Origin of the sequence: Sphingomonas sp. PAMC26645 (assembly GCF_004795835.1) — a bacterium.
Lineage (GTDB): Bacteria > Pseudomonadota > Alphaproteobacteria > Sphingomonadales > Sphingomonadaceae > Sphingomonas.
Genome location: NZ_CP039249.1, coordinates 2,395,191 through 2,415,567, shown reverse-complemented (window position 1 = coordinate 2,415,567; position 20,377 = coordinate 2,395,191). Strand labels below are relative to the sequence as shown.

The following is a 20,377-nucleotide window of genomic DNA, read 5'->3' as shown; positions in this document are numbered from 1 at the left end:
CTTCCCAGGCAGAGTCCGCCGCGACATCTAGCGTTTCGTGAACACCGCCTTGGGCAAGACGACGTGGACGCCCTTGTTGCGGTCGACGAGCTCGGTGATTTCGACATCGCCCGCGACGCTGATCAGCATGTACGCATCGTCGCGCGTCATGCCTTTTTCCGCGACGAGGAAATCGATCATGTTGCGCAGCGCCTTGCGGGTCGCATGGCTGAGATCGTCGTCGAAGCCCATCGCGATATAGGCCTTGGGTGTCTCGGCGCGCGGATAGGTGATCGCCGCCCTCTTGTGCAACACGAACTCGAACGTCCCGGTCAACGAGGTCTCGAGAGCGGTGATATCGACCTCGCCATTACCCTGCGCGGCATGGCCGTCGCCGACCTGGAACAGCGCGCCGGGGGCGTAGACGGGAAGGAACAAGGTCGTCCCGGCGACGAGCGCCTTGTCATCCATGTTGCCGCCGTTGATCGTCGGCGGCGCGCTGTCGTAGCGTCCGAACGCAGGCGGCGGCGCGACCCCCATGCTGCCGAAGAACGGTGCCAGCGGCACTTCGACGCCGGGCGCGAACAGGCCCACCATGCGCTTCGCGTCCAGCGGCACGATCTTCATCCGCGCATAGGGAAAATCGTCGGTCAGGAACCCCGCCCCGTACCGGAACGCGTTATAGGCATAGGGTATCGCCAGATCGACTCTCCGGATGCGCACTTCCAGCATATCGCCGGGTTCCGCGCCGGTGATCGCGATCGGTCCCGTCAGGATATGGCCGCCGGGGCCGCGCGCGCTGGCTGAGACGCCGTCATAGACTGCACGCAGCGCCGGTTCGATCTGCGCGGGCGCGACGCCGGCCTTTTCGAGGCCCGCCGGGCTGTTGGTCAGCAATGTGTGGATCACCACCGTGTCGCCCGACCGGATCGTCAGCACCGGCTTGTCGGTGGCATCGTAATGCCCCCAGGCGACCGTCTGCGGCGTCGCCTTCAGTTCGTAGGTCGCGGCGCCCGCGGGCATCGCCACGGAAGCCAGAGCGGCAAGGATCAGGTAGCGCATCGTCATCCCCTTAATAGGCCAGAGCGCAGCCGTCCGCGCGCATCTCGCTCGCGGCGGCATAAACGCGCGTGTCACCGTCCATGCGGTGCTCGACGCATTCGTAGCGGCCGAAGCCCCCGTCGGGCTCACCGATCGTCCAGCCGATGTCGGCCAGACGCTGCTTCGTGGCAGCAGGCACACCCGATTCCAGCCGCAACAGTCCACGCGGTCCCAGCCCGGCGCTGTCCTCCCCCATCGATTGCGACGAGCCCTCATGGTGCCATCGCGGCGCATCGCCCGCCGACTGGATCTCGAGGCCATAGTCGACGCGGTTGACGATGATCTGCGTCTGCCCCTGCGGTTGCATGTCGCCGCCCATCACGCCGAAGCTCATCCAGGGATCGCCGCTGCGCGTGGCGAAACCGGGGATGATCGTCTGGAACGGCCGCTTGCCGGGCGCGTAGATGTTCGGGTGACCGTCCCTGAGGCTGAACAGTTGGCCGCGATCCTGGAACATGAAGCCGAGACCATCGGCGACCAGTCCCGACCCCATGCCGCGGAAGTTCGACTGGATCATCGACGCCATCATGCCGTCCTTGTCGGCGCAGCTGAAATAGGTGGTGTCGCCGTGGCTGGGCGCTTGGCCGGGGTGAACGGGGTCGAGGATCCGGTCGCGGCGGATCAGTTTCGCGCGCTCGCGGGCGTAGTCCTTGGAGATCAGCCACTCGACCGGGACTTTGCTGAAATGCGGGTCGGCGTAGAAGCGCGCACGGTCTTCATAGGCGAGCCGCTTGGCTTCCGCCTGCAGATGGATCGCCAGCGGCGACTGGAAGCCCGCGTCGCCGAGGTCGAAGGTCTCGAGGATGTTCAGCATCTGCAGCGTCGCGATGCCCTGCGTGTTGGCACCGAGCGCATGCACGTCCACGCCGCGATACCCCGTCTTATGTGGCTCGATCCATTCCGAGCGGTGCGCGGCCAGATCCTCGAAACGCAGCCAGCCGCCGATCCGCTTGAAGTAGCGATCGACGACGCGCGCGATCTCGCCGGAATAGAACGCATCGCGTCCGCCCGCTGCGATCGCGCGATAGGTGCGGGCAAGATCGGGATTGCGGAACACCTGCCCGATCGCCGGGCCCTTGCCGTCGGCTAAGCCATAGGTCCTGAGGGCGTTCGCAGTTTCCTCGATGCCGTTACCCGGCCGGCGGAATGCCGCCATGCTGCGGCGGATGTAATAGGCGATGATGTCCGGCACCGGCGCGCCCGCCTCGGCATGCGCGATCGCCGGCTCGAACAACTGCGCCCAAGGCAGCCGGCCATAGCGTTGGTGCATCGTCCACCAGGCATCCACTGCACCCGGCACCGATACCGACACCGCACCCAGCGGCGGCAGCGCCCCGCCCCGCGCGCGCGACCGCACCGTTTCCAGGCTCAGGCCCCTTGGCGACGCGCCCGACCCCGCGAGCCCGACGACCTTGCGCTGCTTCGGATCCCAGATCATCGCATAGGCGTCGCCACCGATGCCGCTCGATGTCGGCTCCAGGAAACCGAGACACGCGTTGATCGCGATCGCGGCGTCGACCGCCGATCCGCCTCGCCGCAGAATGTCGATCCCCGCCTGTGTCGCTAGCGGATGCGCAGTCCCCGCAGCGCCGTTGAGGCCATAGGCTGCGGTGCGCGAGGCGAAACTGGCGCCGACCGGGCGATCCCCCGCCGCCACGTCGGGACGAAGGAAACGGTCTTCCCCCGCAACCCAGCGCGGCGGAAGAGTTACCGTCGTTGGCTGCGGCGCACCACCTTGTCCGGGCCCCGGTGCCCCCTGCTTGCCCGGAACGCCGGGTCCGGCCTGACCGCCTTGTGCCATACCGATGCCCGGCAGCAATGCGGCCCCTGGCAAGGCGGCAATGAAAGTTCGACGACGCATAGAGGACGCTCCCGGTGCTGATGCCCGATCTTCGCTGGCTCCTTGAGCGAGTTCAAGGGGTTGATAGCGCCCGCGTCGCTACAGCGTCCGTCCACCGAAGCTGACTCCGTCAGACACCGCAGTCGCAGCGCCTAACCGTCGCGCGGGGCGCGGGCGATCACGGCTTGAGCTACACGAAGACGCGCCTTCCAGATCTTGACCGAAGGATGCCCGGCAGCGAGGCCGACCAGTCGCCCCTCGATCTGCGTGACCTCTCGCTTGGCTGCATCAAGCTCGGTCGCTGTCGGTGCAGGCTGGATATTGGCGCGTGCATGCGCGCCGGTGCGTCCCTTGCTCTTTGTCATGGGCAACGCGATGGTCTCAGATGGCAGGGGCCGTCAATATAGGACGGCATCTATGACAGGTCTCAGCATGTCGATGACCGATCCGCCGTTGCTAAATACGGGCTCGGGCGTTCGTGACGGCATGAACGACAGCCTGCTATCGATCCGCGACCAGACCAAGACCGGCATCGTGCGACAAGTGCGGACTCTGTTCAATGACCAGGCTCGTGGCGAGGAGCCGGTGAAGCGGAGCGATACTGCACTGTTTCCGCCCGACTCCATGATCTGGCGTGTGCATGGCGACGTTGTCAGCATGATGGTGGGCGGCGTGTCCGCGTTGCTGCTCCAGATGCTGCATCCAGCCGTTCTAGCCGGGGTTTGGGACCATTCGAACTTCCGAACCGATATGCTCGGCAGGCTGCGGCGCACTGCCCGATTCATCGCTGCGACCACATATGGCGAGCGCGCGGAGGCAGAGGCGGCAATAGCGCGAGTCCGCGCGGTCCATTCGCACATCGGCGGCGCGCTTCCCAACGGTACGCCCTACCGTGCCGACGACCCCAGTTTATTGGCGTGGGTCCATGTATCCGAGGCGTGGTCCTTCCTGGCGGCGTGGCAACACTACGGAGATCGCCGGCTGACGCTTGCGCAGGAGGATCTTTACTACGCCGAGTTCGCGAGCATAGGTTCAGCATTGGGTGCTGACGCCCTCCCGCGGAACCGTGCGGGCACGAATCAGGCGCTTCGTGATATGCAACCGGCGTTGATCGCAGACGGTCGCACGCGCGAGGTCGCGCGGTTGGTGCTGGATCAGACGCCGGGCAATCCGCTGGCAATACCGCTTCAACGAACCATCGCCCAGGCGGCGGTGGACCTTCTCCCGAGCTGGGCACGTCGGATGCATGGCCTGCATGCGTCGCCGGTATTCATGAGACCCGTCGTTCGGTCCGGTACGCGACAGATGGCGAAAACGTTGCGCTGGGCCTTCGACGGCAACTGAAGCGGGAGGCGCAGAAGGCGAAGCTCGTTGCTACCCATCGACGGCATGGTCCGGGAGTGATTTGATGAAGACGTTGACCATCATTGGGCGGAATATCGGCGATATCCCGACCTTCTACGCCGAGATCAACCGGGTGTTTATGTCAAAGGAAGATTGGCAATTGGGCGAAAGTCTCGATGCGCTGAACGATCTGCTTTATGGCGGCTACGGCGCGATCGAGGGGCGGGAACGGGTTCGTATCGTCTGGCAGGACGTTGCGGCCAGCAGGACGGCGCTCGGTATCGAGACGACCCGGGCGTTCCTCGCCAGAAAGTTGCAGCGACCGGCTGGCTTCGACGTGGCTGCGATTGGTCGCCAACTGGACGCGCTCGACCGTGGCACCGGGCAAACCTATTTCGAGATCGTCATCGAGATCTTCAGCGATCATCCGAACATCGAGCTTGTCATGGCTTGATGCGAAGCGATCGAGCTCCGTTGGCGACCTTGCCGCGCGGACGTTGACGCAACCTCCTCAGTCTCGCGACTTTGCCCGCGGCTGTCGGACGATTGAACGCGACGTACGCGAGCGCGTTGTCGATCGAGAAGGGGCGCGTCGCCTCGGAGCGCGAGGACACGACATGGCAAAGCCCTTCACGATTGCAGTACCGGATGAGCGGCTCGCCGGCATCGACGCCAAAGTCGCATCGTTCGACTGGGGGGCGCTGCCGGACGCCGGAGGCTGGCAGTCGGGTGTCGGCCTCGCAGACCTTAAGCGGCTCGTGGATTATTGGCGTACACGGTTCGACTGGCGTGCGCAGGAACGTCGGTTGAATGCTCTACCCCACTTCACCAGCGAAGTACTCGGCCAGAAGCTTCATTTCGTTCATGCGCGGGGCGATGGTTCACGCGCACCGCTGCTCCTGCTGCACGGCTGGCCGGGGTCGTTCATAGAATTCGAAGCGCTGATCGCCCCGTTAGTGGCTGACGGCCATGACGTCGTCGTGCCCTCGCTCCCGGGCTACGCCTTCTCCGGGCGTCCTGCCGCGCCGATCGGACCGCGCCGAACGGGGGAGATCATGCATGGCTTGATGACCGAACTGTTCGGTGATGCTCGCTATCTGGTGCAAGGCGGCGACTGGGGCGCAGCAATCGGAAGCTGGATGGCGCACGATCATCCTGAAGCGATCGACGCGCTGCACCTCAACATGGTTCTCATCCAGGCTGCAGACGTATCGCCGAAGACGCCGGACGAACTCGCCTGGGCAGCACGACGCGCGACGCTGGCCAAAGAGGAGACCGGCTACTCGCAAGAGCAGGGCACGCGTCCGCAGACGCTCGGGGTCGCCATGGCGGACAGCCCCGTCGGCGTTGCCGCCTGGATCCTGGAAAAGTTCGGTGCATGGGCGGACGTGCCGCGCGACGAACAGGGCCGGCCCGATCTTTGGCAAGCCTTCGACGAGGATACCCTTCTCACCAACATCATGCTTTACCTTGTCGAGGGGTCCTTCATCACATCGACCTGGATGTATCGCGGTCGCGTATTGGAGGGGTCGGGCCAATTTCCGGCCGGCAGCCGCATCAAGGTGCCGACCGGCGTCGCAGCCTTCCCAGACCCCGTCTTCCCGCCGCCACCACGATCGCACGCACGCAAGACCTACAACATCGTCAACTGGAGCGAGATGAAGGCCGGCGGCCATTTTGCTGCACTCGAGCAGCCCGAACTCCTACTGGCGGATATGCGACGTTTCTTCGCGGACCAAGAATCTTCGCAGAGGGGCAGACGCCATCGGCTGATAGGTGCGGCTGGCCTTGCTGGCGTCGCCGCCTTAGGCCTCTGGGCACTGGCAGGCGGCAGCCGACGCTCGCACGATGCGGAGGCCCGGCGCCGCGCGACCTACCAGCCACTGGATGTCCCAAAAGCAGTTGCCGAGGGTGTGTGGATCGTCGACAGCGGGCCGATCGATGCGATGGGTTTCGCATTACCTGTACGGATGACGATCCTTAGGCTCGAGAACGGCGATTTGCTGTTACACTCGCCCACCCCCTTTTCGACCGAGTTGGCCCAGGCCGTCGAGGCGCTTGGTCGGGTCCGGCATCTCGTCGCACCTAACGTGGCCCACTGGACTTTCCTTGCCGACTGGCAACGCGCCTACCCCGAAGCGACCACCTGGGCCGCGCCGGGGCTACGGGACCGGGCGCCGGTCCGTGCATCGTCCGTCCGGTTCGATGCCGAACTAGGTGAGACAGCCCCCGCCGAATGGTCGGGCACGCTTGATCAGGGCATCGTGCATGGCGGTGCCGGTTTCAACGAGGTCTGGTTCTTCCACCGGCCAACCAAGACGCTCGTTCTCGTCGACCTCATCGAAAACCTAGATCCTGAAAAGCTTCCGCCCATCACGCGAATGGTGATGCAGGCGTCCGCTGCGACGCACGGCACGACCGCACGGTACCTGCGCCTACCGGTACGACTAGGTGGAGCGGACGCCAAAAAGGCTGTGCAGGCGATCGTGGCGCTCGAGCCTGACCGGGTGATCTTCGCGCACGGGCGCCCGTTCGACAGCGATGGTGCGGCACGATTGAAGCGTGCCTTCGAATGGCTGATTTAGGCACGATCCCGTGCAGTCTCTGTTGCCGCCTTGGCCCTAGAATGTCGTTCGGGTGTCGGTTTCAGCAGGCGCGGCCGGCGGCATCGTTTATCGGCGGCGTATTGGTTCCCGATAGCTATAGTGGACTAATATGCCGTCGAAACTGACCACGTGATCAGCGGCACGACGGTACCGGTTTCCCCGCGCGGACCGCTCAGCGCTGCAAGGCGATCATCACGTACGACTGCCAGCGCTTCAAGGCGCGTACTCCACTGCATGGCGCCCAACAGAAATGGCTGCTCAAGGGCGGCGCCGGCGCTGAGGTAGCTACGGCTGCCACTTCCCGAACCATAGAAGCCGCCCCATCCTCGCCCGATCGCGACCGGTATGCTCAATTTCGGCCCGTCTTTGCGCTCGGAAAGGTTGAAGCTCGGCTCGATCGCCGCCAGCGTGAAGACCCCGTTGTCTCCCTTCGGTCGCATCGTGACGGCGAAGGTCGGCGACAAGTTGCCAACTACGTCATCGCCGTCATAGGCAAGCGACAGACTCGCCTCGTGCGTCGTGGCCGACACGCCGTTGGGACTCGTCTTGATCGTATAGACTCCGACGGCTCTCAGCCCCTTCACCGGCGTGAACACCAGAGCCGCGAGGTTGTTGCTCTCGTACCATATCCGCGGTGTCGATATTTCTCCCGTCGACGGCGCATGAAAACCATTGGAGGAGCGCAACACCAGCCAGCTGGTCGCCACGCCATCCGAGCCGTGCGACAGATCGATCGCGACCCCGAGTTGCGCATGGACAGGCAGCCGGTCCAGGTCCGCACGATCGTCATCGTAATTGCCTCGCGCGAAGTCGCCATTGCGGACGTCGAAGGCCAGTTGAGGATGAAGGTCGCCGCCCCCGGATATTTTGGCCGACCCTAAAGTCGCATCCTCGGTATCGATCGTCGGCACCGACTGCGCTGACGCATCGATGGACGCAAGCACGGCAATTGCCGACCACGCGAAGCGCGCGCCACGACAACATGTCAGAAATTTCATGTTACTTAGCCTCGTGTACCATCGTCGTTAGTATGTCCGAAGAACGGCGGTTAATTTGGAGGAAAACGTACTGATCTACATTCAAATACGATCGATACTTGCTCGGATACTTTATGGCCGGGAACTGACTGCCCAGTTTAACGCTTAGACAGTATGAGCATTCGATCTGAAGAGCATCGCACCGACGGGGGAAACCCAAGGTCCACGGCCAAGCTTTTTGGCCACCCCCTCCATCCCATGCTGGTACCGTTCCCGATCGTTTGCTTCATAGGCGCACTGCTAACCGATCTTGCTTATTTAGGGTCGGCAAACATCATGTGGAGCAACTTTTCTATCTGGCTGATCACCGCCGGGTTGGTGATGGGTGGACTAGCTGCCGTGACCGGGATGATCGACTATGCGGGTGACCGCCGAGTGCGCGCGGCACGTCCGGCGACCCCGCATATGATCATCAACCTCGGGGTGTTCGTGATCGAGCTCTTCAACGCATTCGTTCACAGCCGCGATGGTTGGACGAGCGTAGTACCGACCGGCCTGACCTTATCGGTGATCTCGGTGGTGTTGCTCGGGATCAGTGCGTGGCTCGGCGGGTCGCTCGTCTACAAGCATCGCGTCGGGGTGAAGTCGTGATCGCCGCAAGGGTGCGCGTCTGGAACCTTCTCGCGGGTGTCGCGGTGGCATCGGTGATCGCGCTTTCCGGCTGCAACGATGGCGGCGCAGAGTTCGATCGCAATTCGCAGATCGGGTCCAATCCCGTCTTGCCCGCACCAAAGCAATATCTGGTCCCGCCCATACACGTCGCTGAGGTCGTCGGATGGAGTGCGGGCCAGGCACCCACCGCTGCGGCTGGCCTCCGAGTACAGGCGCTGGCACGCGATCTGAATCATCCGCGAAACATTCTGGCATTGCCGAACGGCGACGTACTCATCATCGAGTCCCAGGGCCCAAATCTCGATCCGATCACGCGCCCGAAGAATCCTATCGTGTCATGGGTTCAGAAGCGCGCGACCGGCCAGAACGGTGCGAAACCGAAGGGCGGGACCAATCAGATCACGTTGGTACGGGACACCAATGGTGACGGCGTACCCGAACTGCGTACAGTTCTGGTCGACCATCTCTTCTCGCCTTTCGGCGTCGTCTTTGCCGACAATTATCTGTACGTCGCAGCCACCGACGCGGTCCTGCGATATCCCTATACGCTGGGTCAGACCCGGATCACGGCCGCCCCCGTGCGGTTGACCGAATTGCCCGGGGGGCCAATCGACCATCACTGGACGAAGAGCCTGGCGCTCAGCCCGGATAGCAAACTGCTCTATGCGACGGTTGGATCGAACAGCAACATCACCGAGAACGGCATGGAGGCCGAGAGGAACCGTGCGGCAGTGTGGGAAATCGATCGGTCATCGGGCCGCTCCCGCGTGTTCGCCACGGGACTGCGCAATCCGAACAGCCCCAACTTTTACCCAGGGACCAACACGCTTTGGGTCGTCGCGAACGAACGCGATGAACTGGGGCCGAACCTCGTCCCGGATTATCTCACCTCGGTACGCGATGGCGGCTTTTACGGTTGGCCCTATAGCTATTACGGCCGTCACGTGGATCCTCGCGTCATGCCACAGCGACCCGATCTGGTCGCGCGCGCAATCGTTCCGGACTACGCGCTGAGCAGCCATGTCGCGGCGCTTGGACTCACATTCTATTCCGGGTCGTCGCTTCCGCCCCGCTACCGCGGCGGTGCCCTGATCGGCGAGCACGGCAGTTGGGATCGCGACGAATTGAATGGCTACAAGGTTGCCTTCGTACCGTTCAGCAACGCACGCCCAAGCGGCAAGGCCGAGGACTTTCTGTCCGGCTTCGTGTCGCCCGATGGCAAGGTTCGCGGTCGTCCCGTCGGCGTTACTGTTGACCGAACAGGCGCGGTTCTGGTTGCCGATGATACCGGCAACGTCGTTTGGCGGGTTTCGGCGGCGCGGTGACCCGATACGCGCCGGAGGATCACATTGGCTTCAGTCCGTGGGGCTTTGGGCGGTGAAGGGGGAGCAGCACGGCTTGGTGACCGGCTGAAACTCCATCAACTCGACCCGGGTCCCGTCCGGATCGTAGAAGTTGGCCTGCCACTTGCCGTCCAGCCCCATCTGGGGTCCATCGTGACGCGGGCTCAAGCGGCTTTCCCGATACAATGTCGTGACGGCTGCCTGCATGTTCGGCACGCCAAGCGAAAGATGGTTGAGTACGCCAAGCTGGTTGGCGTTCACCTTGGCGATCGGCACGTCTGATCCCGGCCCGACCATCATGTATTCCATCCAATCACGCCCATCCGGCGCCTGCTGGGATACCCAGTCGACCTTTGTCGGCTCGAACGCACCAAACCAATAGGGTCGAAAGCCGAGCAGGCGGCGGTAGAAGCCGTCCTGTTTAGCGCGATCATGGACCGCATAGCCGACATGAATGACGCGACTACTTATCGCGCCAAGTACCGCAGTGGCATCCGGACTGGCGGATTGAACGAACTGGACCTCGTTACCTTCCGGATCGTGCGTAACGAACCAACGATCGCCGCCAACCACGCCCCGGACCGGACCAAGCTCCGTCATGCCCTGCGCTACGAGCCATGAGCGCAGGCGCGCTGCGTCCGTCGTGAGATAGGCCGCATGGGCGAGCATGCTGGCGCCGTGTCCGGTAGGCGCGGGCAGCACCTCGACGAACTGACGAGAACTGAAATAGAAGCGGACGCCGGATGCGTTCTCCGGGTCCATACCTTTCCGTGCGCCGAGTACGTGCGTGTAGAAATGCTCCGATTTCGCCATGTCGCGCGAGTAGACGGCGAGATGCGAGATCCCCGTGATTGCGGGTCGAACCTCAGGGGGCCTGGCCCCCATCAGTGCAGTCGCAGCGCATGCCAACGCTAATAGCCGTGGCGTCACAGGTCGATCCTCTCATCATTATACGCACGTCGTAGGCCGGCTGATTGACCGTTTAAGGACACTATTGCCCTTGTCACGCGGGGCGCATTAATCGTCAAGAAGTTGGAACACTCTAAGAGGAAGTTTGATCGGCTACTGCGCTACATCACACCCCATCCATGCCTCGTATCAATCCCGAAAGCCGCAAATGCTTCCCCTTTAGCGGGCGAAGTCCAGGAAGATTTACGGGCGTCACAGAGCGGGGTTGGCTGCGCATTGGCCTGACTGCACGATGCATGAGGCTGTACTGCTCGGGCTGTCCAATGCAGTAGGGTTGCGCGGCTGCCCTAGTGTCGCCTAGCGTGGCGCCATCAGCTTCACAGTCAGGAACATCGGCATGGATCGTCGCGCTTTTATCATGTCCAGTGCCGCTACCGCCACGCTGAGCGTGCTACCCACACGGCTCGCGTCTGCGCAGACTTTGGCAGGAACAGCAGCGCCACCATCGCCGGGCGACGCCCGGTTGAACGCGGCCTTCGATCAGGTCCTGCGCGAAACCGTCCGCCAATCGCCGGAATTCGCCACCTCGCTTGGGCTCGATACCGGCAAGGATGCCGATCTGCGCCACATGCTGGGTGACAACAGTTACGCCGCCATCGCGAAGGATCTGGCGCGCAACCGCAAGGCACAGGCGCTCGTCACTGCCGTCGATCCCGCCTCGCTGTCGCCGCAGGCGCGCATTGATCGCGAAGTCGTCCTTTACAGCATCCAGTCGAACATGGTCGGCCCGGAGAAGTTCGGCCTCTCCTCGCCGCAGGGGCCCTATCCGATCACGCAGCAGGACGGCGTCTATTTCTCCATGCCGGACTTCCTGGCCTCGACCCACCCGGTGAAGACCGCGGATGATGCCGAAGCCTATCTGGATCGATTGGCGATGATGGGCCGGCAGCTGGATAACGAAACCGAGGTTCAGCGTCGCGAAGCCGCCAAGGGCAGGCTGGCGCCCGACTTCTCCCTCGATCTCGCGCTAGGCCAAATGGCGAACCTGCGGTCACCCAGCCCGGCCGACAACCAGCTCGTCCAGGCGCTGACCAGCCGCACCGGCCCCGCGAAGATCGCCGGGGATTGGCAGGCACGCGCTGCCCGGATCGTCGCGACCCAGGTCTATCCGGCGCTGGACCGCCAGATCGCTTTGCTGCGCTCGCTGCGGCCCTCGGCGCGCAGTGCCGCCGGCATCTGGGCGATCCCCAACGGCAATGCGATCTACGCCGCCGCGCTCGCGCAGGCGACCACCACCAGCTTGTCGCCCGACGAAGTCCATCGCATGGGCCTGCAACAGGTCGCAGAACTCACCGCACAGCTCGATCCGATCCTGCGTGGGCAAGGCCTCACGCAGGGCAGTGTCGGTGCCCGCCTCGACCAGCTCAACCGCCTGCCCGCGCAATTGTTCGCGAACACGGACGCCGGCCGTGCCGAGCTGCTCGCCGGCCTCAACGCAGGCGTCCAGGCAATGCAGGCACGGCTACCTCAGGCATTCACGAACCCGCCCAACGCGGCGCTCGAGATCCGCCGCGTGGCGCCCGAGATCCAGGACGGGGCCCCCAACGGCTATTATTTCCGCGCGCCGCTCGATGGCTCGCGCGCCGCGATCTACTGGATCAACCTCAAGAACGTGCACGACTGGCCGAAATACACGCTGCCGAGCCTGACCTATCACGAAGGCGTGCCGGGGCATCATCTCCAGATATCGACCGCGCAGCGCGCGCCCACGCATCCGCTGCGCAAGATCGCCTTCTTCAACGCCTATCTGGAAGGCTGGGCGCTCTATGCGGAACAACTCGCCGACGAACTCGGCGGCTATGCCTCGCCGGTGGAACGCGCCGGCTATCTGCAATCGTTCCTGTTCCGCGCGGCACGGCTGGTCGTGGATACCGGCATTCACACCAAGCGGTGGACGCATGATCAGGCGACGAAGTATCTGGTCGATACGGTCGGCTTCGCCCCCGGGCGCTCGCAGCGCGAGGTCGAGCGCTATTGCGTCTCGCCGGGTCAGGCATGCAGCTACAAGATCGGTCATGCGGCGTGGCTGCGCGCGCGCGCGAAGGCCAAGGCGATCGCCGGCGATCGCTTCGACCTGAAGCATTTCCACGATGTGCTGGAAGCCGGTGCGATGCCATTGTCGATGCTGGAGCGGATCGTCGAGGAACGTGCGCGCGCCGTCTGACGGCTGGTCCTGGGGCAACACGCGATGCCGAGCGCCCGCCCGCCCATGTTGAGGACGGCGTGTAGCCGATGCCGGGCGAGCGAACGGTACAGCGTCGGGAAGGCTGAGGACATCGACCGGCCCCTATTCGTGGCGTAGCGCGCGCGCGGGCTCGGCGCGGGCGACGCGCCATGCCTGGCCGAAGACGGTCGCGCTCGCGATCAGCGCTGCGGCGAACGACGCGCCGACGAAGAACAACGGCGACAGCGCGATCCGGTCGTCGAACCCACCAAGCCAACGCTGCATCGCGACATAGGCGAGCGGCCACGCGACGAGGTTGGCGAGGATCACGGGGCGCAGGAACTGGCCGATCAGAAGCCGCAATACCTCGGCGGTCGAGGCACCGAGCGTCTTGCGGATACCGATCTCCTTGACGCGTCGCGCCGTGTCGAACGCCGCCAGCCCGTAGAGCCCGATGCAGCCGATCAGGATCGCCAGCACCGCACCGATCGTGAACAGCCGCGAGCGTTGCGCATCCGCCTTGTAATAGCGCTGGTACAGATTGTCCTCGACCGAGCGCGCCTCGAACGGAACGCCGGGAACGACGCGCTTCCACGCCGCCTCGAGTGCCACCATCATCGTCTTCGCATCGCGGCCGGCATAGCGTACCGCCGCGAACGGCGAGAGGATATCGACCGTGTTGTAGGTGTAGGCGACCGGCGTAACGGCATCGCGCGGGCTCCTGAAGCGCAGATCGTCGACTATGCCGATAATGGTCGAGTCCCGCTCGCCGTCGTTGATCGCCTGCCCCAGCGCTGCGGCCGGCGACGCAAAGCCCAGCGCGGTCACCGCCGTCCGGTTGATCACCACGTTGGGCCCGGCCCGCTTGCGTTCGGCAAGCGTCAACAGGCCGCGGTCGTCGGCATGCGCGGCATCGAACAAGCGCCCCGCGACGAGGCGTGCGCCGTACACGCGGAAATAGTCGCGGCCGGTGCCGACATCCATCAACGATATCTTGGCGCCCGACGCTCCTGCGCGGCTGTACCCTGAGAAATTGGTCGTGCTCTGGTCGCCCGGGGCATTGTTGGCGACGGTGACGCCGGTGACGCCGGGGGCCGCCGCGAGGCTGCGCAGGATCGCAGCGCGCTGTGGGGAGTCGATCCCGCCGGTCATCAGCGACCGCACGATCATCAACCCGTCGCGGCGAAATCCGAGATCGGCGTCACGGATATGTTCGGTCTGTTTGAGCATGACTCCGGTCGCGATGGCGAACGCGATCGCGATCGCGAACTGCACGACCACCAGCGCGCTTCGCAGCCGGGTCCCGCTACGCCCACCACCGGGTGCTCGCGTCGAGGCGAGCACTGCGGCAGGGCGAAACCCCGAAAGCACGAACGCGGGATACAGCCCCGCGACCAGCGCGATGCCCAGGACCAGCAGGACCAGCGGCAGGACGACGCCGTCCCATCCGACGTAGCGGATCGCCAGCGTCGTTCCGCCAAGCGCATTGATGAAAGGCAGCGCGATCTCGGCCAGCGCGAGACCGATCAGCGCTGCCAACGCGACGGTCGCCAGCGCCTCGCCCAGGAACTGCCGCACCAGCGACCGCCGCGTGCCGCCCAGCACCTTGCGCATCGCCACTTCGCGCGCGCGCAACCCGGCACGCGCGGTGGCCAGATTGACGTAGTTCACGATGGCGATGAGCAGCGTCAGCAGCCCGACCGCACCCAGAGTCGTGACGATCGCGCGATCACCCGGACTATACAGATGCATCGCGGTCAGCGGCCGCAGCGACTGGAAATACTCGCCTTTCTTCAGATTGCCGCCGGCATAGGCATGGCGATCGAGAAAGGCTGGCAATTGCGCCTCGAACGCTCGCGCTGCCACCGCATCGGGAAACCGCAAAAACGTGGTCAGCGACGCGCTGCCCCAATGCTCCCACCATTCGTTGCCGAAGCGAGTCCGTGAGATTTGCGCGAACATCTCGCTCTTGAAGGTGACGTCGTCGGGCATGTCGCGTAGCACCGCCCCGACCGTGTAGGGATAGGTCGTCCCATCGATCGACAGTTGCAGCGTCCGGCCGATCGCCGACTGGCTCCCGAAATATTTCCCCGCGGTCTTCTGCGTGACCACCAGGCCGTTCGGATCGGCGAGCGTTGCCGCTGGATTCCCCTCGACAGCAGGAAAGCGCATGAGATCGAAGAAGTTCGGGTCGACCGTGCCCAGATCCTCGGCCGTCGCCTGCCCGCCCTGCTGCACCGTCGCCGCCATGTTCATGTAGCGCGTGCCGACCAGCTGCGGGTAATCCGCTTGCAGGATCTTGAGTTCGCTGCCCATCGTGTTCGGATTGGTGTCCGCCGGATAGCCCGGCATCACATAGCGCTCCTCCATCACCCACAACTGGTCTTGCCGCGGCAATACGCGGTCGTACCCGGTCTCGAACCGGACGAAGAGGAACAGGACGAGGAACGTCGCGATCCCCAGTGCGAGACCGCCGATGTTGAGGAGCGCGAACAAGCGGTGATGGGCGAGCGACCGATAGAGGCTGGTGAGTGCGGACATGGCGGTTCCTTCAGGCGTCGCTTGCGGTATCGGGGCCGGGCTTGGAACCGGGCTTGGTCGCGGCGAGATGGCGGACGAGGACCACCAGGAGCAGCATCAGCACGAGCATCTGGAGCGAGCGGCGCATCAGGCAGCGCGCCGCGCCGACGACAGGATCCGGCCATCGAGCATGTGCACCGTCCGCTTGGCGATATCGGCGTGCGACGGGCTGTGCGTGACCATCACGATCGTCGCACCCTCGGCGTTCAGCTGGCCGAGGATGTCCATCACCTGCGCGCCGTTCTCGGTATCGAGATTGCCGGTCGGCTCGTCGGCGAGGATCAGCCGCGGCTCGCCGACGATCGCGCGGGCGATCGCCGCGCGCTGTTGCTGGCCGCCCGACAATTGATGCGGGTGATGGCGCTGGCGGTGGGCGATGCCGACCCTATCCATCGCCGCCGCCACGCGGTCCTTCTTCTCGCGCGCGGGCATCGTCCGATAGGCGAGACCCAGCGCGACGTTCTCTGCGATCGTCAGTTCGTCGATCAGGTTGAAACTCTGGAACACGAAGCCCAGTCGATCACGGCGCAGCTTGGCGAGTTCGGCTTCGGGCGCGCGCGCGATATCGGCCCCTTCGAACAGATACCGTCCGTCCGTGGGCCGGTCGATCGTGCCGATGATGTTGAGCAGCGTCGATTTGCCGCACCCCGACGGCCCCATGATCGCGACGAACTCACCCGCCTCGACTGCGAGGTCGATGCCGCCGAGCGCAGTCGTCTCGACCTCGTCCGAGGCATAGGTGCGGCTGAGGTCCTGTAACTGGATCATATCGAATCCTATCGGATGAGGAGGGTCTGGAAGGGGGTGTAGGTGCCGAGCGCGGTGGTCACGATCCGCTCGCCGGGCACGAGGCCGGAGACGATCTCGACCTGGTCCGGATTGCGTCGGCCGGCGACGATCGCCCGCCTGACGGCCTTCGCGTTCCCGTCGAGCACGAAAGCGGTGGTACCACCCGCGTCGAGCCAGCCGCCTGACGGTGCGACCACCGCAGGCCGGTCCGCGCCGAGCACGAGCCGCACGTCGAGTGTCTGGCCGCGGTTCAGTCCTGTGGGTGCAGCGCCACGAAAACCAAGCTCGACGCGAAACCGGCCTTCGGTGACCTGTGGCAGGATTTTGATGACCGACATCGGATAGCTGCGCCCGTCGATATCGGCCGCCGCGCCAAGCCCGACCCGGACGCGCCCGAGATAGAATTGATCGACATCGGCAGTCAGCTTCCACTGTTCCTCGGAGTCGATCTGCCCGACCGGATCGCCGGCCTTGAGCGTCTGCCCGGGTTGCAGCGTGAAGGCGGTAAGCCGTCCCGCGACCGGCGCGCGCAGCACCAGCGCGGAGAGACTTGCCCGAACCATGGCCAGGCTCTCGCGCAACTGCCGCGCGGTCGCGGCGATCCCCGATGACTGGTCGGCGAGCGTCGCGCCCGCTTCCGCGGTCCCGCGGTCGAGCGCGGAAACACGCGCCTGCTGATAGCCGACATCCTCGCGCACCGGATCGATCGCGGCGCGCGTGATTATGCCCTTGTCGAACAGCACCTGCTTCTGCGCGAGCAACGTCCGCGCCTTGGACAGCGCATTACGTGCTTCGGCCAGATCGCGTGCGCCGTCCTGCCGCGTGTTCTGGACCGACAGCCGCTGGCCGCTGATCGCGCTCAACTGCCCGACGATCTCCGCCGAGCGACTGGCCACGTCGAGTTCGAGCGACGGATTGGACAAACGTGCGAGCGGCGTGCCGGCTGAGACCATCGCGCCGTCGCTTGCGGTGAGCTCGGCGACCTGCCCGCCGGAGATCGCGGTCACGAACACGGTGCGCAATGGCGCCACCTCGGCGCGGAGCGGCACAAAATCGCGGAACGGCGCGCGCACCACATCCCCGGTACGGATCGCAGCGGCATCGACGGTCAGCGCATTGGCGCCGGGCATCAGCAGCCACAGCAGCACCGCCGCAGCCACCACCGCGATTGCAAGCGCACCGCGCACGATACGCTTGCGCCGCTTGGCGTGCGGCCGCTCGATACGCCGGTCCATCGCGGCGCCGGTTCCTGTTGGGGTCGTCTCCGTCATGCGGACAGTGTACGGGATCGAACGAGGTAAACCTAAGTCACTGTTATTACTAGCCTTCCTTGTCGAAGGCACCGGAACAGTCACCGCTACTGTACCAACTGTCCATTTCCGGACACTATGACGGCCATGTCAACCGAATCACATATCCTGGTAGTCGACGACGATCCCGACATCGCCAAGGCAGCGCGGTTGCTGCTCGAGCGGCACGGGATGCGCGTGTCGACCGCGGCGAACCCGGAGGCGGCCTGGGTGCTGCTCGCAGGCGAACCGATTGACGTCATCCTGCTCGACCTCAACTTCGCGCGCGGGCGGACCACAGGCGAGGAGGGTTTCGCGATGCTCGACCGGCTGATCGCAGCGGACGCGCGGGCGGTCGTCATCGTCGTCACCGGGCATAGCGGGATCGCGGTCGCCGTCCGGGCGATGCGCAGCGGCGCGACCGATTTCGTGATCAAGCCCTGGAACAACGAACGCCTGCTGACCACGGTGGAGCGCGGGCTGGCGCTGCGCCGCGCGAAGCTGGAGACAGCGGCGACACCGCCCATCCACGACGGCATTCTGCTCGGCGAAAGCGCCGGGATCGCACGCGCCCGCGACCTGGTCGCCCGCGTCGCGCCGACCGCGGCCCCGATCCTGATCCACGGCGCTGCGGGCACCGGCAAGACGCTGATCGCCCGACTGGTTCATCAGGCCTCGCCCCACGCCAGCCTGCCGCTCATCACGGTGGACGCCGAGGCCGCGGACGCCGCTGTCATCGCCCAGCAAACGGCAGCAGCCGCTGGCGGGTTGCTGGTGATCGACCATATCGACCGCCTGCCTCGTGCGCTCAACGGCGTTCTGCTGTCCGCGCTCGACGGCATCCGCGTCATTGCGACCGCGCGACTGGATCGCACCGGCGTTCGGGGGGCAATCGGCGAAGACCTGCTCGACCGCGTCGGAACGATCGAAATCACCCTCCCGCCGCTCGTGGATCGCGCGGGCGACGCGGCGCTGCTCGCACGCCATTTCCTTGCACTGTTCGCCTACCGCCACGGCAAGCCCCTCAGACCACTCGATGCGGACACTGTGCAGGCGATCGCGGCGGATCGTTGGCCCGACAACGTCCGCGGCCTGCGCCAGACGATGGAACGCGCGGTTCTGCTCGGCAATGGCGAGACTTACGCGGTCGGCGACCTGGTGCGTTCACCCGGCGCCGCCGAGCCGCAATCGCTCGCCCCCGATCTGTCGCTCGCGCGCAACGAGGAAACGCTGATCACCGCGGCACTCGAGCGTCACGCCTTCAACGTCAGCCGCGCCGCCGCACAGCTCGGACTGACCCGCGCGGCGCTCTATCGCCGGATGGCGCGCTATGGCCTCTGACCGGATGCGCGCGGTGGTACGCGCGCTGGTGATAGCTGCGGCCGGCGCCGGTGGTGCGGTTGCGGCCACACGCGGTCTGTACGCCACCGCGCTCCTCGCGGCGATGATCGCGACCTGGATCGTCGCGCTCGACCTGGTCGACGCTGGTCAGCGCTCGCCGATGCCGGCGCCACCAATCCCGGCCCCGTCTGCCGGAGAAGAGGAACGGCGCCGTCTGAACGCCTATCTCGATCTGTCGCCTGCGCCCTTGGTTGCGCTCGACGACGGCCGGTTGCGCGCCGTCAACCGCGCCGCGCGGCGATTGCTTGGCGCAGGCGATCTGGTCGTCGATCCGCCTGAGGGGCTCGTTTCCGCGCTCGCCGACACCCGCCCCGGCCGCACCGCCACGATCGAGATCGGGCAGGACGCCGACATCCGGAGCTTCGCGCTGGCCACCGGCGACCTTGCACTGGCAGGGCGAATGACGCGGATCGGCGCGCTGATCGACATCGACGCCGAACTGAAGGCCGCCGAGGCCGCCGCGTTGCGCGAACTCGTCCAGGTCCTGAGCCACGAGATCGTCAACGCGCTTACCCCGATCGCCTCGCTAGCCGAGACCGCGGTGGCGATGCTCGACGATCCGGACCCGATGCTGCCCAAGGTGCGCGACGCGGTTGAGACCGTCGCGCGCCGCGCCGCCAGCCTGCACCGGTTCGGCGAAAGCTACCGTGCGTTGGCGAAGCTGCCCGCCCCCTCGGTGGAGCGTATCCCTCTGGCCGGGTTCGTCAGCGATCTGGCGGCATTGTTTGCGACGAGATGGCCGAGGATCGCGTTTACGACCGACCTCATCGATGCACCGGCCCATCTGCTGGCCGACCCCGATCAATTGACCGCGGCGCTCTGGGCGGTGTTGCAGAACGCAGCCGAAGCGTTGCACGACTCGTCCGACATGCGGGTCACGCTCACCATCTCTGCCTTTGTCGGCCAAACACAGTTCACGGTGACCGACACCGGCCCCGGTATCCCCGTCGCAAACCAGGTCGACATCTTCCGACCTTTCTTCACCACCAAGACCGAGGGCACGGGCGTGGGTCTGGCGCTCGCCCGGCAAATCTTCCGGGGGCACAACGGCGATCTCAGCCTCGCCCATTCTCTCCCCGGCAACACATGGTTCGAGGGCACCGTTCCTTCCGTTCCGTCCAGCTGAGCAATCAGAGCGAATGGGACTAATGGATGGTTTGAACACGGAGGCTAAACCGGAAGATCCACAAAGCGCAGTTCTGGGGATTTCCGGGTTCGCAACTTTCGACCCTCATTAAACGGGGGCAAACGTCCTTAGCCTTGCTCGAATGATAAAGCTCGGACTGCGCGGTTATATATTGTTACCTGCAGAAGGCGGCTATG

At 65.0% G+C, this 20,377-nt stretch carries 16 protein-coding genes; 8 read left to right on the top strand and 8 right to left on the bottom strand.

Annotation, left to right across the window (positions count from 1 at the left end):
- Positions 1-27: 27 nt before the first annotated feature.
- The 3 genes from E5673_RS11250 to E5673_RS11240 all read right to left on the bottom strand — a co-directional run bounded on the left by E5673_RS11250 (position 28) and on the right by E5673_RS11240 (position 3,285).
- A complete protein-coding gene (locus E5673_RS11250) occupies positions 28-1,041 on the bottom strand; it encodes an acetamidase/formamidase family protein (protein ID WP_136190069.1) in 1,014 nt (337 codons plus the stop codon).
- A gap of 10 nt (positions 1,042-1,051) precedes the next feature.
- Positions 1,052-2,941 carry a gamma-glutamyltransferase family protein gene (locus E5673_RS11245; RefSeq protein WP_136190068.1) on the bottom strand — a complete coding sequence of 630 codons (1,890 nt, stop codon included), beginning with the start codon at positions 2,939-2,941 and terminating at the stop codon, positions 1,052-1,054.
- Positions 2,942-3,072: 131 nt separating this feature from the next.
- Positions 3,073-3,285 (bottom strand): hypothetical protein, encoded by a 213-nt coding sequence (locus E5673_RS11240; RefSeq protein WP_120300415.1) that lies wholly within the window; start codon positions 3,283-3,285, stop codon positions 3,073-3,075.
- 67 nt (positions 3,286-3,352) lie between these two features.
- Here E5673_RS11240 and E5673_RS11235 point away from each other — a divergent pair, with 67 nt between their 5' ends.
- The 3 genes from E5673_RS11235 to E5673_RS11225 all read left to right on the top strand — a co-directional run bounded on the left by E5673_RS11235 (position 3,353) and on the right by E5673_RS11225 (position 6,849).
- Entirely contained in the window at positions 3,353-4,264 is a 912-nt protein-coding gene (locus E5673_RS11235; RefSeq protein ID WP_348769864.1) for an oxygenase MpaB family protein, read from the top strand.
- A 64-nt stretch (positions 4,265-4,328) separates the two neighbouring features.
- On the top strand, positions 4,329-4,718 hold the full coding sequence (locus tag E5673_RS11230; protein ID WP_136190067.1) for a barstar family protein: 390 nt from the start codon (positions 4,329-4,331) through the stop codon (positions 4,716-4,718).
- A 163-nt stretch (positions 4,719-4,881) separates the two neighbouring features.
- A complete protein-coding gene (locus E5673_RS11225; protein WP_136190066.1) occupies positions 4,882-6,849 on the top strand; it encodes an alpha/beta fold hydrolase in 1,968 nt (655 codons plus the stop codon).
- Between the two features lie 125 nt (positions 6,850-6,974).
- Here the strand turns inward: E5673_RS11225 and E5673_RS11220 are convergent, their stop codons facing one another.
- Positions 6,975-7,868 (bottom strand): hypothetical protein, encoded by an 894-nt coding sequence (locus E5673_RS11220; RefSeq protein ID WP_136190065.1) that lies wholly within the window; start codon positions 7,866-7,868, stop codon positions 6,975-6,977.
- Positions 7,869-8,021: 153 nt separating this feature from the next.
- Here E5673_RS11220 and E5673_RS11215 point away from each other — a divergent pair, with 153 nt between their 5' ends.
- The gene (locus E5673_RS11215; RefSeq protein WP_136190064.1) at positions 8,022-8,498 is read left to right on the top strand and encodes a DUF2231 domain-containing protein; all 477 of its coding nucleotides are present in this window, start codon (positions 8,022-8,024) and stop codon (positions 8,496-8,498) included.
- Positions 8,495-9,844, top strand: a complete 1,350-nt coding sequence (locus E5673_RS11210; protein WP_247599346.1) for a sorbosone dehydrogenase family protein — start codon at positions 8,495-8,497, stop codon at positions 9,842-9,844. The genes E5673_RS11215 and E5673_RS11210 overlap by 4 nt, the downstream gene beginning before the upstream one ends.
- A 30-nt stretch (positions 9,845-9,874) precedes the next feature.
- Here the strand turns inward: E5673_RS11210 and E5673_RS11205 are convergent, their stop codons facing one another.
- A complete protein-coding gene (locus E5673_RS11205) occupies positions 9,875-10,747 on the bottom strand; it encodes a VOC family protein (protein WP_136190063.1) in 873 nt (290 codons plus the stop codon).
- Positions 10,748-11,168: 421 nt separating this feature from the next.
- Here E5673_RS11205 and E5673_RS11200 point away from each other — a divergent pair, with 421 nt between their 5' ends.
- A complete protein-coding gene (locus E5673_RS11200; protein ID WP_136190062.1) occupies positions 11,169-12,995 on the top strand; it encodes a DUF885 family protein in 1,827 nt (608 codons plus the stop codon).
- Positions 12,996-13,118: 123 nt separating this feature from the next.
- On the opposite strand, the gene E5673_RS11195 is transcribed toward E5673_RS11200, so the two are convergent.
- The 3 genes from E5673_RS11195 to E5673_RS11185 all read right to left on the bottom strand — a co-directional run bounded on the left by E5673_RS11195 (position 13,119) and on the right by E5673_RS11185 (position 17,635).
- Positions 13,119-15,536: an ABC transporter permease gene (locus tag E5673_RS11195; protein ID WP_136190061.1), complete on the bottom strand. Its 2,418-nt coding sequence runs from the start codon at positions 15,534-15,536 to the stop codon at positions 13,119-13,121.
- A 126-nt stretch (positions 15,537-15,662) separates the two neighbouring features.
- On the bottom strand, positions 15,663-16,343 hold the full coding sequence (locus tag E5673_RS11190; protein WP_056481307.1) for an ABC transporter ATP-binding protein: 681 nt from the start codon (positions 16,341-16,343) through the stop codon (positions 15,663-15,665).
- A gap of 8 nt (positions 16,344-16,351) precedes the next feature.
- Positions 16,352-17,635 carry an HlyD family efflux transporter periplasmic adaptor subunit gene (locus tag E5673_RS11185; protein WP_247599344.1) on the bottom strand — a complete coding sequence of 428 codons (1,284 nt, stop codon included), beginning with the start codon at positions 17,633-17,635 and terminating at the stop codon, positions 16,352-16,354.
- Between the two features lie 126 nt (positions 17,636-17,761).
- Here E5673_RS11185 and E5673_RS11180 point away from each other — a divergent pair, with 126 nt between their 5' ends.
- Complete coding sequence (locus E5673_RS11180; RefSeq protein ID WP_136190060.1) at positions 17,762-18,994, top strand: response regulator; 1,233 nt, start codon at positions 17,762-17,764, stop codon at positions 18,992-18,994.
- A complete protein-coding gene (locus tag E5673_RS11175; protein ID WP_136190059.1) occupies positions 18,984-20,180 on the top strand; it encodes an ATP-binding protein in 1,197 nt (398 codons plus the stop codon). Before E5673_RS11180 ends, E5673_RS11175 begins: the two co-directional genes overlap by 11 nt.
- Positions 20,181-20,377 lie beyond the last annotated feature (197 nt).